The organism is Deinococcus aquatilis DSM 23025, assembly GCF_000378445.1.
Classification (GTDB): domain Bacteria; phylum Deinococcota; class Deinococci; order Deinococcales; family Deinococcaceae; genus Deinococcus; species Deinococcus aquatilis.
In genome coordinates this window covers 104,207-128,114 of the sequence record NZ_KB899701.1, presented here as the reverse complement: position 1 = coordinate 128,114, position 23,908 = coordinate 104,207, and the positions used below count along the sequence as shown (strand labels likewise).

The following is a 23,908-nucleotide window of genomic DNA, read 5'->3' as shown; positions in this document are numbered from 1 at the left end:
GCTGCCGGATGGGAGGCTTTCCCTTGAACGCGACCCGCTTGGCGCTGCACCACGCGCCACTGCTCCATAGCCTATACACCGCCGCCCCCGGCTACTTTGCCCTGTTGGGCAGCCGTGTTCCCAGCCTCACCGAAGTCGAGCGCGACGTAGAATTTGCCCTGCTCGATCCCCGCCGACGCCTGGAACTGCTGCACGACGACGACGGCCATCTGGTGGGCAGCCTGGACTGCAAACACGATTACCCCCAGAAAGGCGACCTGACCATCAATCTGCTGCTGATCCGCGAGGACCGGCAATCACAACGGTTGGGTGAACAGGCCGTCCGGCATCTGGAGAGCCGTGTACCGAGGGGAACGACCCGCATTCTGGCGAGCGTCCTGGGCGAGAACCCACGCGGCGCACGGTTCTGGGAGCGGCTGGGATACACCTTCGCCCTGGATGCCCGCCCGGTGATGACGTGGTACGCCAAGGCGGTCGGCGTGCCTGCGGTGAGCGCAAATCTTGGGGTACAGGGCGTCAGCGCAGACTGAGGCCAATTTCTCCGCGCCCTACGTTCTGGGGTTCATAGCCAGAACCTGCGCCCGTCTGTGGCATCATCAGAGCCGTCATGATCGTCAAATACGGCGGTAACGCCATGAAAAGTCTGGAGCTTCGCCGCGCAGTGGCCGCCGAAATTGCGGCGCTGAGGGCGCAGATGCCTGTAGTGGTGGTTCACGGTGGCGGCCCGGTCATAGAGCGCGAACTGGCGGCGCGGGGCATTCCCAGCGAGTTTCTGGGCGGTCTGCGCGTGACCTCGCCGCAGGCGATGGACGTGGTGGAAATGGCGCTGTGCCAACTGAACAAGCAACTGGCACAGGACATAGGCGGCGCGGTGGGCCTGATGGGACGAGACTGCAATCTGCTAACCGCCGAAACCTTCGACCCGGCTCTGGGGCGCGTGGGCCGCGTGACCGGGGTCAATGCCGACCTGCTGCGAACCCTGCTGGGGGCCGGAATCACGCCCGTGGTGGGCTGCGTGGCGGTGGGGCCAGACGGCGACGCCCTGAACATCAATGCCGATACTGCCGCCGGAGCAGTGGCCGGGGCACTGAATGAGGGCATCGTCTTTCTGACCGATGTGGACGGCGTATACCGGAATTATCCAGATCCGGCCAGCCGCGCCAACGCCCTCAGCCGGGCCGAAGCCGAAGAAGGCATCCGCGCAGGCTGGATCGCGGGGGGCATGATTCCCAAGGTTCGCGCCGCGCTGGACGCCCTGGACCGGGGCGCACCACACGCCACGATTGCCAGCGGAATGGTGGCCGGGGTGCTGGCGGCAGCGGCGCGGGGAGAGGCCGGAACGCGGGTCACGGCGTGAGGGGAAGTGGGGAGGTCAGAAGATAGGAAGAGAGCGACTGACACGCCTTTTTCTACACCCCACAACCCACACCCCACCTCCCAGAATCCTTATCTCGTTCGGCTGAAAATTAGAGTGTCCCGTAGCTCTGCCGGGTCGCTGGCGGCCACCGCATCGTTGACCAGATGGGCGTCGAGCTGGTATCCCAGCGTGGGCGGAATACGGGCGCTGCGCCCATTGGCCGGATCGCAGCGGATCTCCAGACGGCGAAAGCCGAGGCCACCTTCTGCCGCCGGGGTCAGCGCCAGTTCGGTCAGAGCGTGCGTGACCTCGGTGGCGTAGCCCTGCCCCGCGTGCGCCGTGGCGATCCAGTACCCGATTTCGCCCTTGGGCACCTGCCAATCGAGGGCGTGATAGCCGCTGCTGCCCACCAGTTCCAGAGGCTGGCTGGGCTGTTCGGGCACGCGCCAGAGGTGATACCGCAGATTCTCGCGGGCATCGAACTTCGCGGCCACTTCCTGCAAATTCTTTCGGGTGGCCTCCACCTCGGGCAGCGTCTGTGCCCAGAACATCCACGGCTGCAACTCCGGCAGCGATGCCAGAACAGCGGCACACAGAGCCTCGGCGTCGGCAGGCTGGGGCCGCCGCAACAGCAGGCGCGGGGTACGGACTTCGTGCGGGATGGGGGGCGGAGTGGGCATAACAAAGAGTAACGGCGAGTGGGCACACAGAAAACTACACGGTGTTCCCCCCCTCCGCTATCATCCCAGATGTGAGCCGCGCCGACCTTTCCAGCCGTCCTCTGGGCATCTTCGACAGCGGCGTAGGCGGCCTCAGCGTACTGGCCGAACTTCGCCGCAGCTTGCCCTCTGAGGACATCCTGTATCTGGCCGATACCGCGCACCTGCCCTACGGCGCACGCGACGACGACGACCTGCGCGACCTGACCGCGCGGGCCGTGGCCGCCCTGCACGCACGCGGCGTCAAGGGCGTGGTGGTGGCCTGCAACACCGCCAGCGCCTTCAGCCTGACCCATCTGCGCGAGAAATACGGCCCCGAGTTTCCGGTGATCGGACTGGTTCCGGCAGTCAAACCAGCCACCCTCGCCACCCGTTCGGGCGTGGTGGGCGTGCTGGCAACCCCCGGCACGTTGCGCGGCACCCTGCTTCAGGATGCAATTCAACAATTTGCCGTGCCCGCAGGCGTGCAGGTGATCACAGCAGTCAGCGCCGCGCTGGTGCCCCTCGTCGAGGCTGGACGGGCAGACAGCCCCGAAACGCGGGCCGAACTGCGGCGCGTGCTGGAGCCGCTGCGGGGGGCCGGAGCCGATCAGTTGGTGCTGGGCTGCACGCACTATCCGTTTCTGGCCCCGGCCATCCGGGCCGAATTTGGAGACACGTTTGCCTTGGTCGACAGCGGCGCGGCGGTGGCGCGGCACACCCGCAGCACACTGGAACGCCTCGGGTTATTGCGGTCAGAAAGTGTCCCTCACACGCCCGAAATCCGCTTTTTTCTGACTGGCCCGGTGGAGGCGGCGCGGCCTGTGATCGCCACCCTGCTGGCCGGGGCCATGCACAATACAGGGCACAGTACGGGCGACAGTACGGGGCAACATCTCCCAGCCTCCCCCATTCCTTCTTCCCCCCGAGCCGAAACGCTCCGAATCGAGCCAATCCAGACATGACGACACCCAGAACAAACCACCAGACCCGCCTGCCCGTCCGTGAGGGCCGGGGCAGCCTGACTCCCCGCCCGCTGACCGTGCGCCGCAGCGTGAACCCGCACGCCCCCGGCAGCGCCCACCTGATCATGGGCCGCACCGAAATTTTGGCAACCGTGAGCATCGAAGATAAGGCCGCGCCGCATATGCGGGGGCTGAAAGAAGGCTGGCTGACCGCCGAATACGCGATGCTGCCGCGTGCCACCACAGACCGCCAGCCCCGCGAACGCAGCCTGCAAAATGGCCGACGCCACGAAATTCAGCGCCTGCTGGGGCGAGCGATGCGGGCCAGCATGGATTTGCGGCCCTTTCGGAACCAGACGCTGTACATAGACTGTGACGTACTGGTGGCCGATGGCGGTACCCGCGTCGCCAGTATTCTGGCCGCCCACGCCGCCCTGCACGACCTCTGTGACCGGATGGTGCGGGCCGGAAAACTCAGCGAGTGGCCCCTGCTGCACAACGTCGGAGCCATCAGCGTGGGGTTAGTGGGCGATGAACTGCGTGTAGACCTCGATTACGCCGAAGACAAGGTGGCCCGCGCCGATCTGAACGTGGTCGCCACCAGCACCGGCCTGCTGATAGAAACGCAGGGCGGAGCCGAGGCAGGTCCCATGACCACCGAAGAATTCACGCGCCTGATGACCACCGGGGTAGCGGCGGTGCAGGAACTGATGGTGGATCTGGGCAGGCAGTTGGCCGTGCCTCCGGGCGTCTAGCCTACAGGTGGTGCCCCTGCGGGCCAAACGTCCCGGCCTGCGCTAAACTTCCCAGCATCTCAAGGAGGCTTCAAACATGGGCGTAACAGGATTTATCGGGCGGGCACTGCTCGCAAGCATTTTTATCAAGAACGGCCTTGATCATCTGCAAAACCCTGAGCCTATCGTGCGGGCGGCCAAGGGCGCAGAAGTGCCGGAACCCGAACTGGCCGTGCGGGCCAACAGCGCCGTGATGCTGGGCGCAGGCGCGATGCTGGCCCTCGGCGTGGCTCCCCGTTTTGCCACCACCGCGCTGGCCGCCAGCCTGATTCCCACCACCGTGATCGGCCACCCCTTCTGGGACAAGAGCGGCAAGGAACGCAGCCACCAGGAAGCCCAGTTCCTGAAGAATCTGGCGCTGTTTGGGGCGCTACTGGCGGTAGGCAGCAGGAAGTAAACCGTCAGTGGTGAGCGGTCAGTAGTGAGTGGAAAAAGATAAAAGAGCGGGCATGTCAGATCAATTTGCTGACATGCCTTTTTCTTCATAAAAATGAGGAGTCCGTATGGCAAAAACGCCGGAACAGATCAAGCAGAGCTACTACACCAATATCGAGGCCAAAACGGGCGTGAGCATCCCCGATTGGCTGACCCGCATTCAGGCCAAGTTGCAGGCGAAAGAACTGGCCCGCCACAGCGAGATCGTGAACTGGCTGAAAGCTGAACACAGTTTAGGACACGGCTACGCGACTTTGCTAGCCCACGACGCGATGAAGGCGGAGCAAGGCGACTGACCGACCACCACGAACCTGCTTCCATTTCCGAACATCTGTGAGAAAAAAAGAGCGGGCCTGCCAGAAGATTCTCTGTGCAGACCCGCTCTTTTCCCACTTCCCACTCACCACTCCCGGTTTTATCAGTTCACCATTTTGGTCTTGTTCGTCACAAAATCCATCAGCACATACTGGCCGATGTTCTGCGGCGTGGTGAAGTACGCCTTGCCCCGCGTCATTTCGCTGACCCGGCGCACGAAGCCCACCAGATCGGGGTCGCGGGCCAGCATGAAGGTATTGACCTGAATTCCGCTGCGGCGGCAGTTGGCAACCTCGCGCAGGGTCGCGCCCAGCACGTAGGGATCGAGGCCGTAGGCATTCTTGTAAATCCGGCCATCGGGCAGCGTCAGGGCGCTGGGTTTGCCGTCGGTGATCATCACGATCTGCTTCATGTCCTTGTTTTCGCGCTTCAGCAGTTGCTGGGCCAATCGCAGGCCGCCCGCCGTGTTGGTGTGGTACGGCCCGATCTGCGCCTGTGCCAGCTTGCTGACCGTGACTTCCTCGGCGCTGTCGTGGAACAGCACGAATTTCACGGTATCGCCGGGGTACTGGGTGCGGATCAGGTGCGCGAGGGCCAGCGCCACCTGCTTGGCAGGCGTAAAGCGGTCCTCGCCGTAGAGGATCATGGAATGAGAGCAGTCCAGCAGCACGATGGTCGCCGCGCTGGAGTTGTACTCGGCCTGCCGGATCACCAGATCGGACTCTTCCAGATTCTCGAAACCCTTGCCCATCACGTTGCCCAGCGTGGCGGTGGTGTCCAGATTCAGCGTGTCGCCAAACTCGTAATTTTTCAGTTCGCCCGTCATTTCCACGCCGCTGGCATACTCGCGGGTATCGTGTGCGCCCGCGCTGCTGCGGCCCAGCCCGCCCATCAGGTCACGCAGGGACTTGTAGCCCAGAAAGTCGATGCTCTTGTCGGTCAGTTGGAAGGTGGATTCGCCGGGATTGCCCTGCCCGCCGCCCTCGCCGTCTTCAAATTCCTTGCGGATAAAGCCGTCTTGCTGGAGGCGGTCCATCAGGCGGCCAATCTGCTCACCCAATTTGGTTTCGCGCACGTCTTCAGACTGCATGGCTTCCATCAGCAGATCTTCGGGAATCATGTTGCGTTCGGCCAGCGCCTCTAAAATGGCGTCAAACAGGTCGTCCATGCTGGGCCGGGTATTGGGATCGGGATCGTAGGGGTCGTTCATGCCCTGCCCCAACAGCGCTTCCTGAATCATCTGCATCAGTTCCGAAGAATCGATCTGATCCAGTTCACCCTCAAACTTGCTGTACCGCGTCAGGCGTGCCATACCATAGCATGGCGCTTGTAGAGGCGGGCGTTTGTAACGGTAAAGCAGGTTGGAGGGCAGATCGTGGAGTGTAGAACGTAGGTCGTGGTCTGGCACTTCCCACGTTCCACGATTCACATTCAATCTTTTTCGCCTTTCCCACCCCCCCACTTACCATTTCTTGTACAGGGTGCAATTTTGAACTCAGGACGCGCTATCTTGCCTGTTATGGATTCGTCGTCGCTGAGGGAGCGCCAGAAGGAACGTCGCCGCGCCCGCATCTACAGCGTGGCTATTGACTTGTTTAAACGGGGCGGTTTTCAGACCACCACAGCCACCGATATTGCCAAAGCCAGCAATGTTTCTCGCGGCACCTTCTTTAATTACTATCCTTATAAAGAAGCGGTGCTGCTGGATTACGGCAGTGAAGTGATGACCCGTCTGCGCGACCACGCCGAGGCCCGCCTGAAGGATCACGCGCCGCCCCTGACCGTGCTGTACGAAGTCTGGGACTTACTGGCCGATGAAAACTCCCGCGAACGCGACCTGTTTCCGCCGCTGGCCTACGAGGTCATGAACCCCAATCCCGAACGCGCCCGCACCGCTTATCAGGCGTTGCCACTGAGCAAAGTCATCGAACTGATCTTGCGGCCACTGCATCAGGCAGGGCAGATGCGAACCGACCTGAGTTTGCAGCGCATCAGCAACCTGATTGCCGATACCTACCTGATGGTGGCCCTGCGCTGGAGCGCCTACGGCACCGAACGCACCCTGCAAGAAGAAATGCGGCTGGCGCTGACGCTGCTGCTGGAAGGTGCGCTGCGGCGTGATCCGGTGGCACGGAACTGAGAACGTGGTTCCTGGGGCTTCCCCCGACAATGCAGGTATCCCAGAAGGCCGGGGCGGGTAGACTGCTCCGGTTGGCTCTTGCCCCTCACGCCCCTTCTCCCCGAGGTGTCTGCCCTTGACCCAGCCTGAACTGACCGTCGGAACGTCTCGCCACTCCTGGCCGTTTAGCCGGGGGTTGGTGGTCGAGTCGCTGATCAATGCAGGAGCGCCCTCCGTGGTGGCGGCGGCGGTGGCGCGGCGGGTAGAGCAGCAACTGCGAGCAGCGCGGCGAATCCTGGTCAGCCCGGATGAACTTCAGGCATTGATGGTCGAGGTGGCGCGGGATGCGGCGGGGGAAACGGTCGCGGAGGCCGCCGGGCGGCAGACTCCGGCCTTCGTGGACATCATGGTGACGGCCAAAAAGGGGGAGCTGCCCTTCAGCCGGGGCGTGTTGGCCCGCACGCTGGAAGACGCGGGGCTGTCTCAGCGCGACGCCTATGCCACCGCCAGCGCCGTGGACGTGCAGATGCGTCAATCGGGCCTGCGGAAACTGAGCGCCGAGGCCATAGACGACCTGACCGAGCGCACGCTGGAAGCGCAGTACGGCGCACACATGCGGCTGACCTACCGTTTTTTGCGCCTCAACCGGGGCAAACTGGGCGTGGTCAGCGAGGACGGCAGCGCCCCCAGTCCGTTTTCCAAGGGGCTGTTGGTGCAGTCCTTGCTGGCCGCAGGCGTGGCCCCCGATGTGGCCCGCAAGGTGGCCCGCGTGACCCAGCGCGACCTGCGCGGCGCAGAAGACCGCGTGGTGCGCCGCCACGCCATCCGCGAAAAAGTGGAGGGGCTGCTGCGCGACGAGGTGGGGCCGGATGTCAGCGCCCGTTACCGCCTGCTGCGCGTGATTCGGCAACCGCCACGCCCGCTGGTGGTGCTGCTGGGCGGGGTCAGCGGCACTGGCAAAAGCTTTCTGGCCGCCGAAATCGCGTATCGGTTGGGCATCGCGCGGGTCGTCAGCACCGATTCCATCCGGCAGGTCATGCGGGCGATGGTGTCTCCGGCGCTGCTGCCTACACTGCACGCCAGCACCTTCAATGCGTGGGAAGCGTTGGTTCCCCCCGGACAGACGCCGCCCATACACCCCACCCGCGAGGCGCTGCTGGCCGGATTCCGCGAGCAGGTGCAGCAGGTCAGCGTGGGCCTGTCGGCAGTGGTGCGGCGCTCTATAGAGGAGGGCACCAGCGTGGTGCTGGAGGGCGTGCATCTGGTTCCAGGCTACCTACGGGCCGATGCTTTTGCCGGGGCCTTGGTGGTGCCCATGTTGGTCACACTGCCCAGCGAAACCGAGCACCGCCGCCACTTCGAGAGCCGGGATCAGGAAACCGCCGCGAGCCGCCCACTCCACCGCTACATGCGTTATTTTGGCGAAATCCGCACCATGCAGGACTATCTGGAGGCACTGGCCCACGATCTGGACGTGCCCCTGCTGGACGGCCTGACGCTGGACGAAAGCGCCGAACAGGCCGTAGACGTGGTGCTGAGCCGGGTGATGGTGGCCCTGACGCCGGAGGAGCGGGCGGCGCTGCTGGGGGAAGCGGGGGTGGGAGAACCGGGAGTGGGCGAAGGAGGCAAAGAACTATATCGCCTAAATGAATAACTTTAAAGTATTGCTACTTTGTTCTGATTACATTTATAATAAAAAGAATTACACCGTAATAGAAAATAATGTTTACAAGCAGATCAATAGACAGAAATCTGTCATCAACACCCATACTGCCAAGAGTAGATATGGCTGCACTGTCAATAATAAATGCTTTAGGCCAGCCCCAACCCGTGACCAAGTTGATACAAACACTGTTGATTTGAAGCGATGGGCTACATTGGTTTCCAGCAAGGGCGACGTGATTTGGAGAGGGAATCACTATTGAGGCAATTCCAAGAATAGTTGCCAGCATTAGGGGTTTAATCATGGTATGTTCTTTTCTAGATAAATCACTATATGATCAACTTATATGGTAGATTATTGTATAAATTTCGCAAATATTGCATAAGACAGGAATCCGGGTCATTAAGATAAATTAAGCTTTGAGGCCAAGCTACTGAATCTTTCCGTATCAGTTTACCCCCACTGACCTCGCAGACTTTGCGCCGCCTGCCCGCTAGACTCCGGCCATGTTGCAAGGGGTGTTGTCGCGGTTGGGAGAAATGGGAAATTTGACGCCGCGTTATACGGGGCCGCGCTGCCTGCTGGAGCGGCAGGCGGTGGGCGGCTGCGATGCGTGCCACACCACCTGCCCGCACGAGGCGATTGCGGTGGGAATGCTGGGCAACTCCATCACGGTGCTGCCCGACCTGTGTACCGGGTGCGGGCTGTGCGTGCAGGTCTGTCCGTCCGGGGCGCTGGAATATGACCTTCAGGGGCCGCTGCAAGCTGTCAGCGACCAGCGCAGCAGTGTGACGGGCAGGCCGCAGGAAGACGCCACGCTGACCTGCTCGCAAAGTGGGGCGGGCGGGCCGCAGCTTCCCTGTTTGGGCCGGGTCACGCCTGCCCTGGTGGCCGCGTCGGGGGTCTGGAACCTGCCTCTGGCCCTGATCCACGGCGACTGCGCGGCCTGCCCGGTGGGTGCGCCCGATGTACCGGAACGACTGGAGCGCGTGGTAGACGAGGCGCAGCGCCTGCGGGCCACCACGGGCCAGCCTGCCCGCGTCAGCGTGCGGCCCGCCACCCCCGAAGACAAGGGCCGCGACGTGCAGATTTCGAGGCGCGGAGCCTTTGCCAGCCTGTTCCGGGCCGGAAAACAGCAACTCGTACAGGCCATTCCAGACCAGCCTTTGCCCTTCGTAGATTGGAGTGTGCCCGCCGAGCGCACCCCCGAGGAGTGGCGCTGGCGCGGGCGCACGCTGAAACCCGCCCCACCCGAAGACGCAGGCGTGTACTGGCCTGCCCCGCTGGTCGATGACAAATGCATCAATTGCCCGGTGTGCGCCAACGTGTGCCCCACGAGCGCCATCACCCGCGAGCTTCAGCCTGAAGGCGGCGTACAGCTGCTGCTGAACCTGAATGCCTGCACCGGATGTATGGCCTGCGTGCATTCCTGCCCACCCGACGCCATGCATCCGCAAGAAGAGTGGCTGCCCGCCGCCTTCCGTGCGCCCATCTTGCTGCGCGAAAGCGAGGGCACGCTGTAGAAGTGGGGTGGAAGGCGAACCCCCCCGTTGCTGGCGCAACGCCCCCCCTTAGAGGGGAGGACAACTGCTTTTGCGTGCTTTTGCGCTCCCCTCTAAGGGGGCTGGCGGCGAACCAGACTGGGGGTTGCGCTCGGGAATCGTGCTGGCAGGCCGTTCTCTCACCGCCTCCACCGTAACCCGCGTCTCTGCGCCCTGCTGACCTCACGGCCTACACTGCACCTGTGCTGTCTGCCCGCTCCCTGCTCGATCAGCTTGGGCCTGAACCTCTTGCCACAGAATCCACACGCTACGCCCGCCTGGAGGGGTTTCTGCGCGAGATTCTGGGCGGGGGCGTGGCGCTGCTGCACGAAGACGAGGCCGTGCCTGCCAAGACCGTGAAAGCCGCCGATCTGGGCTGGACAGAGGCCGTGCGCCGGGGCTTCGGCTTTGCCGACGTGTACCGCCATCAGGCCGACACCTATAAGTTGATGCACGCGGGCCAACACGTCATCGTGACCACGCCCACCGCCAGCGGCAAAACCGGAGCATTTTTTCCGGCGGTATTCGAGCGGCTGGAAGCTGACCCACAGGCCACGGCTCTGTTTATCTATCCGTTGGTGGCGTTGGGGCAGGATCAGCGCGACAAACTGAACGCCTTCCGCGATCAGGGTGATTTTGGTTGGCAGATCGGCGCGTTTCAGGGCAATGCCCAGCCCGCCGACATCTTCAAGGACGGCGTGCGGATGGCGACGGCCACGCCCGACAAGCTGCACTGGTCGCTGACGCATCCGAGGGTGCGGGCCTTTCTGTCCAAACTCGCCTTCGTGGTGCTGGATGAGGCGCACACCTACCGGGGCGGCTTTGGTTCCGAGGTGGCCGGAATGCTGCGTCGCCTGCTGGACCTGGCGCGGGCGCTGGGGGCCAATCCGCAGGTCATTCTGAGTACCGCCACGATTGGCAACCCAGCCGAATTTGCCCGCGAACTGGTGGGAATAGACGCCGTGGAGGTCTGCGAATCAGGCGCGGCGCGGCACGGCAAACGCTACTATCTGGCCGACCACAGAGGGCAGCCCCGGCGCTTCTGGGACGCCGTGATGAATGCCAGCGCCGCGCACAACCTCAAGGTGCTGGCCTTTTTTCGGGGCCGTTCCCGCGCGGCGCGGCTCTATTCCACCTACCGCGCCCAGCCCCGCTATGCCCGCGCCGCGCACCTGTACATGGCAGGCACCAGCGACCGCGAAGGCCGCCTCAGCGAGTTCCGGCGTTCGGCCAGCGGCGTCATGTTTGCCACCAATGCCCTCGAAGCGGGCGTGGACATCGGGGACCTTGAAGTGGTGATCATCGACGGGTATCCGGGGTCGCGCATGGCTTTTCGCCAGATGGCGGGCCGGGCCGGGCGGGTGGCTCCGGGGCTGGTGCTGTACCTGCCCGCCCTCAACGATCAGGGCGTGCCGCAGCCAGTCGATGCCTTTTACAGCAACACTGGCAACTTTCACGAACTGGTCAAGGGCCAGATCGAAAAGGCGGTGGTCGAGGCCAGCAATCCCTACCTGTCTCCCCGGCACAGGGAGCGCCAGAACGAAGAATTCCGGGCGGCGGGCCTGCCTTCCGAGCCTCTGCCGCCCGTGCGTTACTGGAATCTGCGCGGAGAGGGCAGTGCCAAATTTGCCGTGATAGAAGCCACCGACTGGGCCACACGGGGAATGCGCTGCTTCGACACGCCGCTGGAATCGCCCAGCCAGCACTATGCCCTCACCGAAAAGCACGAGGGGGCGGTGTTTTCGCTGGACGGACAGGGCTACAAGGTGCTGCGCTGGGAGGAACACGCGCCCGGAACAGCCATCATCGTGGAAAAGTTCGAGGCAGCCAACCTGTTTACGCGGGGCCTGTACGCCATCGATGTGCAGCCCACCAGGATGGGCGACTGGGTGCGGCGCGGCCCGCTGGCCTACCGCCACGGAGAGGTGATCATTCGCCGCCGCTACACCGGATTCATGATGATGCGTCAGGTCTTCGAGCGCGTGTGCAGCGGCTGTGACCGCGATCCCGGCCCCAGCGAGCGCACCTGCCGCGCCTGTGGGGGCCGCATTCAGGACCGAATGCAGGATCACAAGCTCAGCGAACATCTGTACGACCAACCGCTGGAACTGCCGCCCTTCCGCACCAGTGCGCTGGAAGTGGGCCTCGATCCAGCCGCCACCGAGCGCCCCACCGCCGTGGCCCATACCCTCAAACACCTGCTGCAAAAGGTCACGCCCGAACGCGTCGCCTGCGATGAGGGCGACCTGGCCGGAGCCTTCCGCGAGGGCCGCGACACCTACTTTTTTCTGTACGACGACTGGCTGGGCGGTCTGGGCGTATCGCGCCGCGCCTTTGAAAGCATGGACGACCTGCTGGCCCGCGCCTACCAACTGACAGCCAAAACCTGTTGCACCAGCCCCAGCGGGTGCTACGAATGCATCGCGGTCAGCCGCTGTTTTGCGCCCTTCCTGCCCAGCGGAGAGCGCCGCCCCACCGACAAGGCCGCCACTCACGCCCTGCTGCGAGACCTGCTGGGCGTGGCAACCACTCCACACGTCCCAGACGCCGTTCCCCTTCCCGACACCGCGCCCGCCCTGCCCGCCGCGTGGCCCCTGCAAGCCCGCGAACTGCTGGATCTGCATGGCCTCTCGCTGCCCGAAGTCAGCGCCCGCCTCGGTATTCCCAGCCGTGAACTGCAACGGGCGGTCAGCGGCACCGATCCGCTCAGGGTCAGTCATCCCAAATTTGGCGAGGGCGTGTTTATGGGCGGCTCTCATCAGGGAGACCGGCGCGAGGTCCTGATCTATTTTCCCGGTGTGGGCCAGAAAAGGCTCCTGCTGGCCTTCGCGGGCCTGACGGTGGTGCCGGGGCGAGCGGCGCGTGCTGGACGCACCGAACAGGACTCCAGGCCCCGCTGAGCTGAGAAGATGTGCGCTTCCCTGTTGACCACTCGCACCTTTCATGCCTATACTCTGGTTCGCTGTTCGGTCAAGGCGGCGTGGTTCATGGGCTTTGAAGCAGTCAGGCCATCCAGAACAGTTTAAGGCAGTTCAGGTTTAGGGATATGGTGTAATGGCAGCACAACAGATTTTGGATCTGTTAGTTTAGGTTCGAATCCTAGTATCCCTGCCACAGACAAAAAGGGCGGTTCTCCAGGTGAGGGCCGCCTTTTTTGCGTGTCTGTTCGGAGACAGCGTCAGCTTCGTCACGTTCCTGACGGGGCCTTTACCGTTGGGTATTTTGGGCCGCAGATGAGACCGGGCAGGCCGCGCCTCATCTTCCGTCAGCCGGGATTCACGGTCAGTCAGGTGGCGGGGCCTACTGTAAAGGCACAAAGAACGCACCCGAAAAGACGCGCTGGGACAGACCTGACGCCGAAGGTGCGCCCCCAACCCCTGGAGGTTGCCTCATGTCTACCCTGAAAACCGTCTCCAAAAAACTGGCCCTGTTGACCGCCGTGAGCGCCGCCGCCCTGAGCAGCATCTCGGCTCCGGCCTTCGCAACACCCCGCCTGAGTGCCCAGAGCATCATCGTGAACCCGGTGCAGACCACCCTGACGGCCCGCGTGTGGGTAGACCGCGACACCAGCGGCACCCGCGTGCCCAATTACAGCGTCGGTGACCGTATCACGCTGTACACCACCGTCAACGAAAACGCGTATGTGTACCTGTTCAACGTGAACCCCGACGGCACCACCGACCAGATTCTGCCCAACCGCATCAGCGCCAGCAACTACGTGCGGGCCGGAACCACCCGCGCCTTCCCCGCCACGGGCGACCAGTTCACCTTCGACATCAGTGGCCCCAGTGGTCAGAACCGTGTGCTGGTCATCGCCAGCCGCCGCGCCCTGAACCTCAGCGAACTCAGCTCCTACCAGAAGGGCCAGAGCTTTGCCACCGTGAAGCCCCAGACCCCTGAACGTCTGGCACAGGCCCTGAGCATCGTGGTCAATCCGGTGGCCCAACCGGTGCCCCAGCAGGACTGGGTCAGCGACACGGCTTATTACAACGTCTACTGAGGCGCTCTGGGCCGGAGGCAGGTCGCAAGACAGAGAACCGACAAAGAGAGGGAAGGGACGCGGCTTGATTGGCGTCCCTTCCCCCTTTTGCTGTTGACCTTCCTACAGCCCACTCGCCACGTTCTACACCCTATTCCTTGCTCAGCACGTAATAAGCCCGGTGGCCCTGCCGCGCCAGATCTGTGATCGCGTAACCGCGTGCCAGATACGAACTCAGCACGTCTCTGAGGGCATGTCGCCAGAGCAGGCGTACCGATTCCGGTAGGTTTTCGGCACGGGTGGGAACTTCGGCCAGCAGGCGGTTTCCGGCCAGATACAGACGGGTTGCGCCCGGTTCCTGACTGTATTCGCGCTCTTCTAGGGCCAGTTGCCCGCGTGCCGAGGGCACGGGCCGCTCGGCGTGGGGCCGGGTCAAGTCCCATTCGGCCATCAGGCGGTCGGCAGGAAAGGCGGTGGCGCGGTTGTCCTCTAGGGCGTACCAGTCGGCGTGATAGCTGGTCACGGTGGCACCCAGTTTGCCCAGATTCAGGCGGGCGTTGCGGGCCACCAGCGGATCGAATGTCCAGGTCATGCGTGTCAGGCCCTGCCGCAGGGCGCGTTCTCGCTGCGCCAATTTGAGGGCCACCGCCATTCCCGAGCCGCGCCATTCGTGGTGCACGGCCAACAGGTGCGAGTGATGCCAGATGCGCTCGCCCGACAGTGCCGGAAAACCGAACGCGAAACCCACGGGTACGGGGTTGGCCTCATCTGCCGGATAGGCGGCCAGCACGATCCCGCCGGTCATGGCACTGATTCGGAACAGGGTTCCCGGCGTCACCTCGCGGTCGGAATAGCCCCACGCCTCCTTCTGCACGCCTTCCAGGGCACGCATGGCCCAGGGGTCGGTCACTTCGCGGATCACGTAGGGCCGGGTGGGGACGCGTGCAGGGGTGCTGGTGGGTGTGCCCGGCTGACTCAAGCGGTACGCTCCTCGTGCAGTTCCGCGATGCTGGCGATGAATTCCCGGTTCAGGCTGACGCCGATGCCGGGGCCGCTGGGCACGGGCATCAGACCGTTTTCAGCCTCCAGCGGTTCGTTGATCACGTCGGTCTCCCAGTAACGGCTGGCACTGCTGGTATCGCCGGGCAGGGCAAAGTTGGGCAGGGTCGAAAGGTGGATGTTGTGGGCGCGGCCCACGCCACTTTCCAGCATGCCGCCGCACCACACGGGCGCCCCGAACGCCTGCGAGATGTCGTGTACGCGCCTCGCCTCGGCGTGTCCCCCCACACGGGCCACCTTCACATTGATCACGCCGCCCGCCCCCAGCGCCAGAGCTTTGCGGGCATCCTGGGCGGTGGTAATGGACTCGTCGAGGCACAGCGGCGTGTTCAGGCGGGCCTGCAAGGTGGCGTGATCCACGAGGTCATCCCAGGCGAGGGGCTGCTCTATGTAGGTCAGGCCGAATTCGTCCAGCGCCCGCAGGCGGCCCGTATCGGCCAGCGTGTAGGCGCTGTTGGCATCCACCGTCAGGCGAATATCGGGGAAGGCTTCACGGGTGGCCCGCACCGGCTGAATGTCCCAACTGGGCTTGATCTTGAGCTTGATGCGGCGGTAGCCCTGCTCCACATGCCGCCGCACCACGTCCACGGTGGCGGCTTCATCGGCCTGAATACCGAGGCTGACGCCCACTTCCACTTCTGTTTTGCGGCCACCCAACAGCGTGCCCAGCGGCACTTCCAGCATCCGCGCCCACAGATCCCACGCGGCCATTTCTACCATCGCCCGCGCCATCTTGTTGCCCCGGAATCCGCCCAGCGCGGCCTCCAGATCTTCGGGATTGGCAAAGGTCTGACCCAGAATGCGCGGCAGGAACACTTCACGCAGCAGATGAAGGCCGCCTGCGAGGGTTTCTTCGCGGTACATCGGCGCAAATTCCATCGTGCCTTCCGACAGACCTTGCAGGCCCCCGCCGTGCAGCACCAGCAACGGCACCACTTTTTCGGTTTGCACCCCGAAACTCGTCTCGAAACGAAATTTCAGGGGCAATCGCACGACGATAATTTCGGCGGCCTCAATACGCAGCATAAGTGTCAGTATGCCCGCTCGGATGCGGTGAGTGCAGTGGCCCCTGAGTGGGGGCAGTCTGGAGTGGTTGCAGCCCCAGCGGCCTCAGATCTTCAGCGGCTCCAGTTCTCCTCGGTGCCCACCCGCCGCAACCATGCCGCGATGATGTCGATGCAGGCTTTCACGTCACGGGCGTCCACCATCTCACTGGGCGAGTGCATGTAGCGGTTGGGAATGCTGACCACCGCTGTGGGCACGCCCGCACGCACCAGCGTCAGCGTATCGGCGTCGGTGCCGCTGTAGCGTCCGGCAGCACTGAGGGTATAGGGAATGTGTTCTGCGCCCGCTGCCTCGATCAGGCCCCGGTTCAGGGCCGGGCTGCTCAGCGGATTCACGCTCAGGTTGGCCCCCGATCCGAACGGCACCACGCCGTATTTCTTCTCGCTCACGCCGGGTTGCTTGGTTTCGTGGGTCACGTCCACAGCGATGCCCGCCACCGGGTTCAGCAGGTAGCCGCCCACGTGCGCCCCGAACGCACCGATCTCTTCCTGACTGGTGCCCACCGCCACCACGCGGTGCTTCAGGTCATGGTCGGCCACCGCCCGCAACGCCTCCAGCACGATAAATGCACCCACACGGTTGTCCAGCGCCCGGCTGACGATCTTGTCTCCGATCATCACGGGCATCTGCTCGATAACGGCCACCGTGCCGATGGGAATGCGGGCTTTCACGACTTCTTTGTCCAGACCCACATCAATCCAGAGGTCTTCAAGTTTGCTGGCCTTGGTCCGCTCCTCGGCCTCCATGACATGAATGGCTTTTTTGCCGATCACGCCCAGCAGGTCGCCCCCCGGCGCAAGCAGACGCACCCGCTGGCCCACCAACACCTGCGGGTCCCAGCCGCCCACGCCCAGCACGCTCAGAAAGCCCTCGTCGCTCACGTGCGACACGATCAATCCGATTTCGTCGAGGTGGCCCATCAGGGCGATGGTCGGCGCACCTTCTGGCCCCACCTCGGCGTACACGTTGCCGAAATGGTCTTCGGACACGCGGGCAAAAGCAGCGGCCTCCTGCTTCCACACGTCGGCGGCGCGGCGTTCGGAACCGCTGGGAGCGGCCACAGAGAGCAGCGAGAACAGAAACTCTTGGTTAATAGAAACCGGGCTGGGTTGCGTCATGGGCCTGAGTCTAAAGGGCAGAGGCATTCTTTCGCGCCTGCACTGGCCCGGTATTCTGGCCGGATGAGCCATCCCTCTCCCCTGCCGGATCACCCAGACGTGCGCGTACGCGTGGAGGTGCAGTATCTGGCCGCCCACAGCCAGCCCGGACGGCACGCCTTTTCCTACGTCATCACCATCGAAAATCACTCGGATCAGACGTGGCAACTGCTGACGCGGCACTGGAAAATCGTGGATGCAGGCGGGCGGGAAACCCTGGTGGACGGCGACGGTGTGGTCGGCAATCAGCCCCATCTGGCCCCCGGAGCCGTGTACGTCTACGATTCCTTCGTGACCGTACAGGACACGCCCGCCGTGATGCAGGGCCATTACGGTCTGCAGGACGCCTGGGGCGCGGCGGGCAGGGCCATCATTTCGCCGTTCGTGCTGGACGTGCCGGGGCAGCGGGTACTGAATTAGGTTGTGAAGTGTGGAAAGGCGGAGAAAGACCGCTCAATCCAGATAGGGCCGCGCCCGCAGATGTGACGCCCGCAGGTTAAACCGCTCGGCGTACTTGACCCCCGCAAGTCGGCCCAGCTGGGCGCGGCCTTCCCGGAATTGGTCTGCTGTCCAGGCCCACTTGTAAAAGTCGTGATAGAAGGCCATCACTTCGGCGGCCACCTCGATGCTGTCGCTGATATCGGTCAGGACTTCGGGGTAGGGGCTGGCGGGCGCGTAGTACTGATAAAAGCGGATGGGGTCGCGCCACGCCTCCAGGCGGGCCACATCTTCGCCGCTTTCCAGTGCCTCGTCGCCGCTGAGGTCGGGGGCCGGGGGCATGGCGACTCCGCCTGCCTCATTGATGATTTTGGGAATCCGGGCCAGCGTGATGGCGTCGAAAGCGATTTTGGCGGTCATGCGGTGGTCGGGGTGGGGGTGGTCGTCGCTCCAGGTAATCACCGCGTTGGGCCGAAAACGGGCGTAGAGGCGGGCCAGTTGCAGGGCTTCGGCGCGGTTTCCGGTCATGCGGCTGTCGCCCATCTCGAAAAAGTGGTGCTGTGCCCCGATGCGCCCGGCCACCCAGGCACCGTGTTCGCGCCGTACCCGCGTGACTTCCTCGTGGGAGGCGTCGCCAAACTGCGAGGCCAGCTCGCCCAGGGTCGTCCAGACCAGCATGACCTCATCGCCCCGCGCCGCGTGCTGTGCCAAGGTGCCCATGCAACCGATCTCGTCATCGGGATGGGCGAAGACTGCCATGATTCGCATACAGCAAAGATAGGGCAGTGCGATGTGGGTTGTGGGAAAAGCTGGGCTGATCTGTTGCCAATCACCGCTTACTTCAAAAAACGGATGGTCAGCGGATATCGGTACGCCTGCCCGCCGCTGACCCGCACCACGGCCACCAGCATCAGCACCAGCGGCAACAAAAACAGCACCAACAAAATAGGCAGATAGAAGGCAAAGAAGGCCGCAAATGCTCCGAAAAAGGCGAAGGCTCCGGCATCGGGCCTGCCCACCACCGCGCCCACTGCGCCGCCCACCAAGCCGAGGCTGAACAGAGCAAAGGCCAGCACGGTAATCAGCACGCCGTACAGCCACAGGCTCAGTTGAAAATTCAGGGCTTCCTTGCCCTGACCGTCCAGGGCGCGGCTGCGGTCTCGGTACACCAGCCACGCCAGCAGCGGCCCCAGCAGATTGCCGATGCTGGGCAGCAGCAGGCCCGCCAGAGGAGACAGGTGAATCAGGATAGCGGGCGTGCGCTCCGGCTCCGGCAGCGTGGTAGGAGGGGGGAAAGACGAGGGCGGCAGGCTCATAGTTGACGTTACGCGGCGCGGCTGTCTACAGTTCCGGAGTTATGACCAGACCCGGCGGCAAAGCCCCCTTCAAGAAGTCTGCCGCAAAAAAGGCAGAAAGTGCGGCAAGAGACCGTTTGCCCATCAAGGCCGGAATTCAGCCCGCCGTACCCATAGCAGGCGAACAGATCGACCTGTTCAGCGACGGCGCGTGCGATACGCAGGCCGGACACGGCGGCTGGGCCTGCATCCTGCGCTTTGGTGAGCGCGAACTCGTGCTGAGCGGCAACGAAGAGAACACCACCAACAACCGCATGGAACTGCGCGGCCTGCTGGAAGGGCTAAAAAGCCTGAAACGTCCCTGCCAGGTGCGCGTGATCACCGACAGCCAGTATCTCCGCAAGGCCTTTACCGATGGCTGGATTCTGAACTGGCAGCGCAACGGCTGGAAAACGGCCAGCAAGGAACCGGTGAAAAATCAGGAGCTATGGGAAGAATTGGTGGAGCAGGCCAAAATCCACGCCCTGACATTTATCTGGGTCAAGGGCCACGCGGGGCACGGCGAAAATGAGCGCGTAGACGTGCTGGCCGTACAGGAGCGCAAAAAGCTGCGGGCGGGGTGAGGTTGGGCAACGCCTAGAATTCAGACGCCGCTGAGGGTGCAACGAAAACGCGGCGTACTCCATACGGAGGGCAAAGGAGCGATCTCAAACCCGCTTCGGCGGTAGAAGGCGACTGCCTGGTCGTCGGTTTCCGCACTTAAGGTTGTCAGACCAAGGTGCGCCCTGATGCCGTGCAGTAAGGCCCGCCCATATCCCTGCCCTCTGAACTGCGGCGCTGTGCCGATGTGCAGCACCTCTGCTGCGTTTCCACTGACCTGAACGCTAACTCCCGCCGCGCTGACCATTTGCCCACCTACACTCCAAGCGTAGACGAGCCGAGTTGGATCATTCGCATAGGTAGCCAAGGTCTGAGCCGTCCGTTGGGGGTCGGGGAACATTGCCAGACTCAGCAAGGTTTTTAGCTCTGGCGTAAGAGTGGTCTCTGGACGCAGCACAGCTCAGTTTAAGGGTGGCCCCTCATCCACCCACAAGCCATCCTGCCTATCCCCTCTTTGCCCCCCGCGCCGTAGCCTGAGCCTATGCCCCCCGCATCACCCGTTTTGCCCACGCCCAAAGATACGAATGGCGGCTGGCGCACCTTCCTCTGGCTGTGGAGTTCTCAGGCGCTGAGCGTGCTGGGCAGCGGTCTGAGCGGGTTTGCCTTCAATATCTACCTGACCCAGACCCGCTTTCCGCTGGAATCTCAGAAGCCGGAATTGGCGGCGGCCCTGTCTCTGACGGCGCTGGGGTGGGCGCTGGCCGCCATCGTGGGTGCGCCACTGGCTGGAGCTTTGGCCGACCGTCTGGACCGCCGCCGAATGATGCTGACCGCAGACGTGCTGAACGCCGTGCTGTCGGCGGGCGCAGTGGCGTTGGTGCTGGCAAACAACCCACCGATCTGGCTGTTCGTGCTGTTCACAGCGGCACTGGGGCTGGTGGGTACTTTTCACGGCTCAGCCTTCGATACGAGTTATTCCAGTCTGGTTCACCGCGAGCGCCTGCCACGTGCCAACGGCATGATGCAGACCCTGTGGAGCCTGTCGGGGTTGCTGAGTCCAGCGTTGGCGGCACTCCTGATCGGGCTTCCTGCGCTGGCGAGGCGGGGCGGTGGCCCTTCCTGGCTGGGCGGATTACAGGACGGCGTGCCTCTGGCCTTTGCTCTGGATGGCCTGTCTTTTGCGGTGGCGGCGTTGGTGGTGTGGCGGCTGCGCATTCCCAGCCCGGTGCGGGCCGACCTTGCCGCCGAAGCTCCCAATAAGCCCAGCCTGTGGGCCGATATGCGGGTGGGCTGGACCTTTATTCTGGCCCGTCGCCCGCTGCTGCACCTGCTGCTGACCTTCGCCTCGATCAATCTGCTGACCAGCGGCGTGGGCGTGCTGCATCCTCTGCTGGTCAAATTTACATTGGCCCCCGACCTCGCCGCACGCGGGCTGACGGTAGAAACGGGGCTGGCAACCCTCTGGACCGCCATGAGCGCGGGCGGGTTGGCAGGCGGCCTGCTGATCAGCGTGTGGGGCGGCCTCAAGCGGCAGCGGGTACTGGGTGTACTGATCCCGATGGTACTGGCAGGCATGGCACAGGCCCTCAGTGGCGTGGCCGGAACCGTGGTACTCACGGCAGCGGCCATCGCCCTGTTCGGAATCATGACGCCGATCATGAATGCCCATTCGCAGAGCATCTGGCAGGCACAGGTGCCCAGCGAATTGCAGGGCCGCGTCTTCAGCGTGCGGCGGCTGATCGCGCAATTCACGGTGCCCCTCGGAACCGCCCTCGTCGGACTGTTGGCGGCCCGTTTCGCGCCCGGCAGCGTGTTGCTGTGGGCAGGTCTGGTGATGGCGGCAGTCTCGGCGCTGCAACTGCTGAACCCAGCCATGCGCCGGATAGAAGACCTGCCCAACGCCCCGGCCCCCGCAGTCAGGGTGTGAGGACGGACTCGCCTGGTAAAGCTGCCACCAGAGCCAGTGCCGTATTCTCATAAATGAAAATGCTCTGACACGGGCTTTTCTGCGTTTTTTGAACTCCACGGCGCGGCATGAACATCTGTACACAGGGTCACAGCACCCGCACTACAGTGGCAACCACATGTCAACCCCTGTTTCTTCCGGCGTGCCTGCAAACGGCTGGCGGACATTTCTGGCGCTGTGGGCGTCGCAGTCGGTCAGCCGTTTTGGCAGCGCCCTGTCCTGGTTCGCGCTGACCATCTATATGGCCCAAACGCTCTATCCGGCCCCTGACCAGAAGGCTGAGTTTGCGCTGGCAACGGGCGCACTGGCGATTGCCGCGACCCTGTTGGCCGTGCTGGTGGCCCCCATCGCCGGAAGCGTGGCCGACCGCACCGACCGCAGACAGCTGATGGCGCTGTGCGATACGTTGGGCGGCCTGCTGACGCTGGGAATGGCCGCCCTGATGTTCTATACGACTGCGCCGTTCTGGGTGCTGCTCCTGTTTGTGATTGCCACCCAATCGCTCGACATCATGCATGAGGCGGCGATGGACGCCAGCCTCGCCATGATCGTGCCCGACGAGCATCTGACGCGGGCCAATGGGCTGCTGAACACCACGCGCCAGATCAGTGGACTGTTGGGACCAGCCGCCGCCGCGCTGCTGATCGGCGTGCCTGCCCTCCTCAGCAAGAATGGGGCGGGTGGCTGGCTGTCAGGTCTGGGGGACGGTGTGCCGTTTGCCCTGGGCGTAGACGGCCTGAGCTATCTGCTGGCCGCCCTGGTTCTGACCCGCCTTCAGATTCCCAGCCCGCCGCCCGCCGAGAGTGCCGGGGGCGCGGTGGCGACCGTGAAGGCCGATACCCGTCTGGGCTGGACGTACCTGACGCGCCGCCCGCCGCTGCTGCAACTGCTCCTGATCGGAGCCGCCGTGAATTTTGCTGCCAGTGCGATCCCCGTATACCAGACCCTGCTGACCCGCTACACGCTGGAAGACGACTGGACGGCCCGCGGCCTGGGCTTCGCGGCGGCTCTGGCAATCATCACCACCGTCACCAGTGCGGGCATGGTCCTGGGAGGCGTGGTCGTGAGCGCATGGGGCGGCCTGAAACACAACCGCGTGTTGGGCATTCTGGTTCCCAGCCTGATCATCGGCCTCGGCATCATCGGCATGGGCCTCAGCCGCAGCCTGCCCCTCACAGCGGCGCTGTTTGGCCTGACGGTCTTTTCTATGCCCTTTGCGATGGCCCACAGCGGCGGCATCTGGCAGGCCCAGGTCCCCCGCGAAATGCAGGGCCGCGTGTTCGCCGTGCGCCGGGTGGTCTCACGCTTTACGGTGCCGCTGGGGATGGCGCTGGTTTCAGCCCTCGCTACGCGTTTGCCCCCCGGCCCGGTCATCGTGGGCATGGGCCTGCTGGTGGTCGTGGTGGCCGCGCTGCAACTGCTCAACCCCAGCGTGCGCCGGGTAGACGACCGGGAATATCTGGACGGTCTGGCGGCGGCGCGGGGAGGATAGTTGGGTTGTAGGTGGTGGGCGGTAGGAAAAGCGGGAAGCCCTGAGTCTGTCTCAAGGCTTCCCGCTTAGGTTGTTGAGTTGGAAGGTAAACCCCCCCGTTGCTTTGCAACGCCCCCCCTTAAGGGGAGGACAAGGGCTGGTTGCTCTTGCTCCTCTTACCCCCGGTTGATCTGACCGAACATGGCTTCATGATTGCCCGTCGCCTCGGCCAATCGCAGCGGCTTCACGCGTTCTACCAATACTTCCCCGCCCTGCGACATCTGGCCCAGCAGCGACATGGTTTCGTCTATAAATTCTTGCAGCGGCATGGCGTGTGGGTCGCTGGCCTGTTGCGGCCCCATCAGTTCCGTCTGCACATAAGGCGGCACGAGTTCAAACACTTCTACAGCCGTGCCCCGCAGTTGGTGGCGCAGAGACTGGGTGTAGGAATGAATCGCCGCTTTGGTGGCGCTGTAGGTCGGCGTCAGCGCCATAGGCACGAACGCCAGCCCGGACGACACGGTCATGATCGCGGCGTTGGGCTGAGCCAACAGGTGCGGCAACAGGGCCGCCGTGAGCCGGATGGGGCCAAGCAGGTTGGTGGCGATGGTGGCCTCGGCATCGTCCAGCTCGGCAGCTTGCAACTGTTCGGGCCGCATGATTCCGGCGTTGTGGATCACCACGTTCAGGGCCGGAAAATCAGCAGTCAGGCGGGCAGCAAAGCGGCGGATGTCCCCGGCGTCTGCGATGTCCAGCAGGGCTGATTGCATACCGGGATTGGCGGCCACGGTTTCGTCCAGCACTTCCTGGCGGCGGCCCGCAATGATGACCTGATTGCCTGCCCGCTGAGAAGCTTCAGCCAGAGCGCGGCCAATGCCCGACCCGCCGCCCGTGATCAAGATGGTGTTGCCTGTGTGGTTCATGGTGGTTCTCCTTGCTCCGCATCGTAAACTTATTACGCACCAACGGGAAGTAGGCACCGAAGAGCGCT

General features: G+C 63.7%; 25 protein-coding genes and 1 tRNA gene. 16 read left to right on the top strand and 10 right to left on the bottom strand.

From position 1 onward, the window contains the following. Positions 1-23: 23 nt before the first annotated feature. Positions 24-530: a GNAT family N-acetyltransferase gene (locus F561_RS0106020; RefSeq protein WP_040379977.1), complete on the top strand. Its 507-nt coding sequence runs from the start codon at positions 24-26 to the stop codon at positions 528-530. 77 nt (positions 531-607) lie between these two features. Beyond that, a complete protein-coding gene (gene argB, locus F561_RS0106015; RefSeq protein ID WP_019009050.1) occupies positions 608-1,357 on the top strand; it encodes an acetylglutamate kinase in 750 nt (249 codons plus the stop codon). Positions 1,358-1,446: 89 nt separating this feature from the next. Here argB and F561_RS0106010 read toward each other — a convergent pair whose 3' ends face one another. Further along, positions 1,447-2,037 (bottom strand): GNAT family N-acetyltransferase, encoded by a 591-nt coding sequence (locus F561_RS0106010; RefSeq protein WP_019009049.1) that lies wholly within the window; start codon positions 2,035-2,037, stop codon positions 1,447-1,449. Positions 2,038-2,108: 71 nt separating this feature from the next. Here F561_RS0106010 and murI point away from each other — a divergent pair, with 71 nt between their 5' ends. The 4 genes from murI to F561_RS0105990 all read left to right on the top strand — a co-directional run bounded on the left by murI (position 2,109) and on the right by F561_RS0105990 (position 4,545). Continuing rightward, on the top strand, positions 2,109-3,020 hold the full coding sequence (gene murI / locus F561_RS0106005) for a glutamate racemase (RefSeq protein WP_040379975.1): 912 nt from the start codon (positions 2,109-2,111) through the stop codon (positions 3,018-3,020). Continuing rightward, on the top strand, positions 3,017-3,775 hold the full coding sequence (rph, locus tag F561_RS0106000) for a ribonuclease PH (protein ID WP_019009047.1): 759 nt from the start codon (positions 3,017-3,019) through the stop codon (positions 3,773-3,775). Before murI ends, rph begins: the two co-directional genes overlap by 4 nt. 76 nt (positions 3,776-3,851) lie before the next feature. Continuing rightward, a complete protein-coding gene (locus tag F561_RS0105995; protein ID WP_019009046.1) occupies positions 3,852-4,211 on the top strand; it encodes a DoxX family protein in 360 nt (119 codons plus the stop codon). Positions 4,212-4,317: 106 nt separating this feature from the next. Further along, complete coding sequence (locus F561_RS0105990; protein WP_019009045.1) at positions 4,318-4,545, top strand: DUF4287 domain-containing protein; 228 nt, start codon at positions 4,318-4,320, stop codon at positions 4,543-4,545. Positions 4,546-4,667: 122 nt separating this feature from the next. On the opposite strand, the gene F561_RS0105985 is transcribed toward F561_RS0105990, so the two are convergent. Beyond that, a complete protein-coding gene (locus F561_RS0105985; protein ID WP_019009044.1) occupies positions 4,668-5,876 on the bottom strand; it encodes a vWA domain-containing protein in 1,209 nt (402 codons plus the stop codon). Positions 5,877-6,083: 207 nt separating this feature from the next. Here F561_RS0105985 and F561_RS0105980 point away from each other — a divergent pair, with 207 nt between their 5' ends. After that, positions 6,084-6,704 carry a TetR/AcrR family transcriptional regulator gene (locus F561_RS0105980; protein ID WP_019009043.1) on the top strand — a complete coding sequence of 207 codons (621 nt, stop codon included), beginning with the start codon at positions 6,084-6,086 and terminating at the stop codon, positions 6,702-6,704. A 115-nt stretch (positions 6,705-6,819) separates the two neighbouring features. Further along, on the top strand, positions 6,820-8,337 hold the full coding sequence (locus tag F561_RS0105975; protein WP_051096832.1) for a 2-phosphoglycerate kinase: 1,518 nt from the start codon (positions 6,820-6,822) through the stop codon (positions 8,335-8,337). 13 nt (positions 8,338-8,350) lie between these two features. On the opposite strand, the gene F561_RS28685 is transcribed toward F561_RS0105975, so the two are convergent. Then, positions 8,351-8,650: a hypothetical protein gene (locus F561_RS28685; RefSeq protein ID WP_157451601.1), complete on the bottom strand. Its 300-nt coding sequence runs from the start codon at positions 8,648-8,650 to the stop codon at positions 8,351-8,353. Between the two features lie 202 nt (positions 8,651-8,852). Here F561_RS28685 and F561_RS0105970 point away from each other — a divergent pair, with 202 nt between their 5' ends. The 4 genes from F561_RS0105970 (at position 8,853) to F561_RS0105955 (ending at position 13,887) form a co-directional block, all read left to right on the top strand. Continuing rightward, a complete protein-coding gene (locus F561_RS0105970) occupies positions 8,853-9,869 on the top strand; it encodes a 4Fe-4S dicluster domain-containing protein (RefSeq protein WP_019009041.1) in 1,017 nt (338 codons plus the stop codon). Between the two features lie 239 nt (positions 9,870-10,108). Continuing rightward, positions 10,109-12,787, top strand: a complete 2,679-nt coding sequence (locus F561_RS0105965) for a DEAD/DEAH box helicase (protein ID WP_051096840.1) — start codon at positions 10,109-10,111, stop codon at positions 12,785-12,787. Between the two features lie 140 nt (positions 12,788-12,927). Beyond that, positions 12,928-13,001, top strand: a tRNA-Gln gene (locus F561_RS0105960). 277 nt (positions 13,002-13,278) lie between these two features. Next, a complete protein-coding gene (locus tag F561_RS0105955; protein WP_019009039.1) occupies positions 13,279-13,887 on the top strand; it encodes a DUF4384 domain-containing protein in 609 nt (202 codons plus the stop codon). Between the two features lie 130 nt (positions 13,888-14,017). On the opposite strand, the gene F561_RS0105950 is transcribed toward F561_RS0105955, so the two are convergent. The 3 genes from F561_RS0105950 to F561_RS0105940 all read right to left on the bottom strand — a co-directional run bounded on the left by F561_RS0105950 (position 14,018) and on the right by F561_RS0105940 (position 17,108). Then, positions 14,018-14,845, bottom strand: coding sequence for a hypothetical protein (locus F561_RS0105950; protein ID WP_019009038.1), 828 nt, complete (start codon positions 14,843-14,845; stop codon positions 14,018-14,020). Then, the gene (menC, locus tag F561_RS0105945) at positions 14,842-15,951 is read right to left on the bottom strand and encodes an o-succinylbenzoate synthase (RefSeq protein WP_019009037.1); all 1,110 of its coding nucleotides are present in this window, start codon (positions 15,949-15,951) and stop codon (positions 14,842-14,844) included. Before menC ends, F561_RS0105950 begins: the two co-directional genes overlap by 4 nt. A 92-nt stretch (positions 15,952-16,043) precedes the next feature. Further along, positions 16,044-17,108, bottom strand: a complete 1,065-nt coding sequence (locus tag F561_RS0105940) for a M42 family metallopeptidase (protein ID WP_019009036.1) — start codon at positions 17,106-17,108, stop codon at positions 16,044-16,046. A 63-nt stretch (positions 17,109-17,171) separates the two neighbouring features. Between F561_RS0105940 and apaG the strand changes: the two genes are divergently transcribed. Continuing rightward, positions 17,172-17,567 carry a Co2+/Mg2+ efflux protein ApaG gene (gene apaG, locus F561_RS0105935; RefSeq protein WP_019009035.1) on the top strand — a complete coding sequence of 132 codons (396 nt, stop codon included), beginning with the start codon at positions 17,172-17,174 and terminating at the stop codon, positions 17,565-17,567. 33 nt (positions 17,568-17,600) lie between these two features. On the opposite strand, the gene F561_RS0105930 is transcribed toward apaG, so the two are convergent. Together F561_RS0105930 and F561_RS0105925 are read right to left on the bottom strand one after the other, a co-directional pair. After that, positions 17,601-18,353: a PIG-L deacetylase family protein gene (locus tag F561_RS0105930; protein WP_019009034.1), complete on the bottom strand. Its 753-nt coding sequence runs from the start codon at positions 18,351-18,353 to the stop codon at positions 17,601-17,603. Positions 18,354-18,421: 68 nt separating this feature from the next. Continuing rightward, a complete protein-coding gene (locus F561_RS0105925; RefSeq protein WP_019009033.1) occupies positions 18,422-18,901 on the bottom strand; it encodes a DUF4870 domain-containing protein in 480 nt (159 codons plus the stop codon). A gap of 41 nt (positions 18,902-18,942) precedes the next feature. Between F561_RS0105925 and rnhA the strand changes: the two genes are divergently transcribed. After that, positions 18,943-19,503, top strand: coding sequence for a ribonuclease HI (gene rnhA / locus F561_RS0105920; protein WP_019009032.1), 561 nt, complete (start codon positions 18,943-18,945; stop codon positions 19,501-19,503). 20 nt (positions 19,504-19,523) lie between these two features. Here rnhA and F561_RS27100 read toward each other — a convergent pair whose 3' ends face one another. Then, entirely contained in the window at positions 19,524-19,937 is a 414-nt protein-coding gene (locus F561_RS27100) for a GNAT family N-acetyltransferase (RefSeq protein ID WP_157451599.1), read from the bottom strand. A gap of 84 nt (positions 19,938-20,021) precedes the next feature. Here F561_RS27100 and F561_RS0105910 point away from each other — a divergent pair, with 84 nt between their 5' ends. Both F561_RS0105910 and F561_RS0105905 read left to right on the top strand, forming a co-directional pair. After that, on the top strand, positions 20,022-21,407 hold the full coding sequence (locus F561_RS0105910) for an MFS transporter (protein ID WP_051096830.1): 1,386 nt from the start codon (positions 20,022-20,024) through the stop codon (positions 21,405-21,407). 157 nt (positions 21,408-21,564) lie between these two features. After that, positions 21,565-22,938: an MFS transporter gene (locus tag F561_RS0105905; RefSeq protein WP_019009029.1), complete on the top strand. Its 1,374-nt coding sequence runs from the start codon at positions 21,565-21,567 to the stop codon at positions 22,936-22,938. 155 nt (positions 22,939-23,093) lie between these two features. On the opposite strand, the gene F561_RS0105900 is transcribed toward F561_RS0105905, so the two are convergent. Continuing rightward, on the bottom strand, positions 23,094-23,840 hold the full coding sequence (locus tag F561_RS0105900; RefSeq protein WP_019009028.1) for an SDR family oxidoreductase: 747 nt from the start codon (positions 23,838-23,840) through the stop codon (positions 23,094-23,096). Positions 23,841-23,908: the final 68 nt, after the last annotated feature.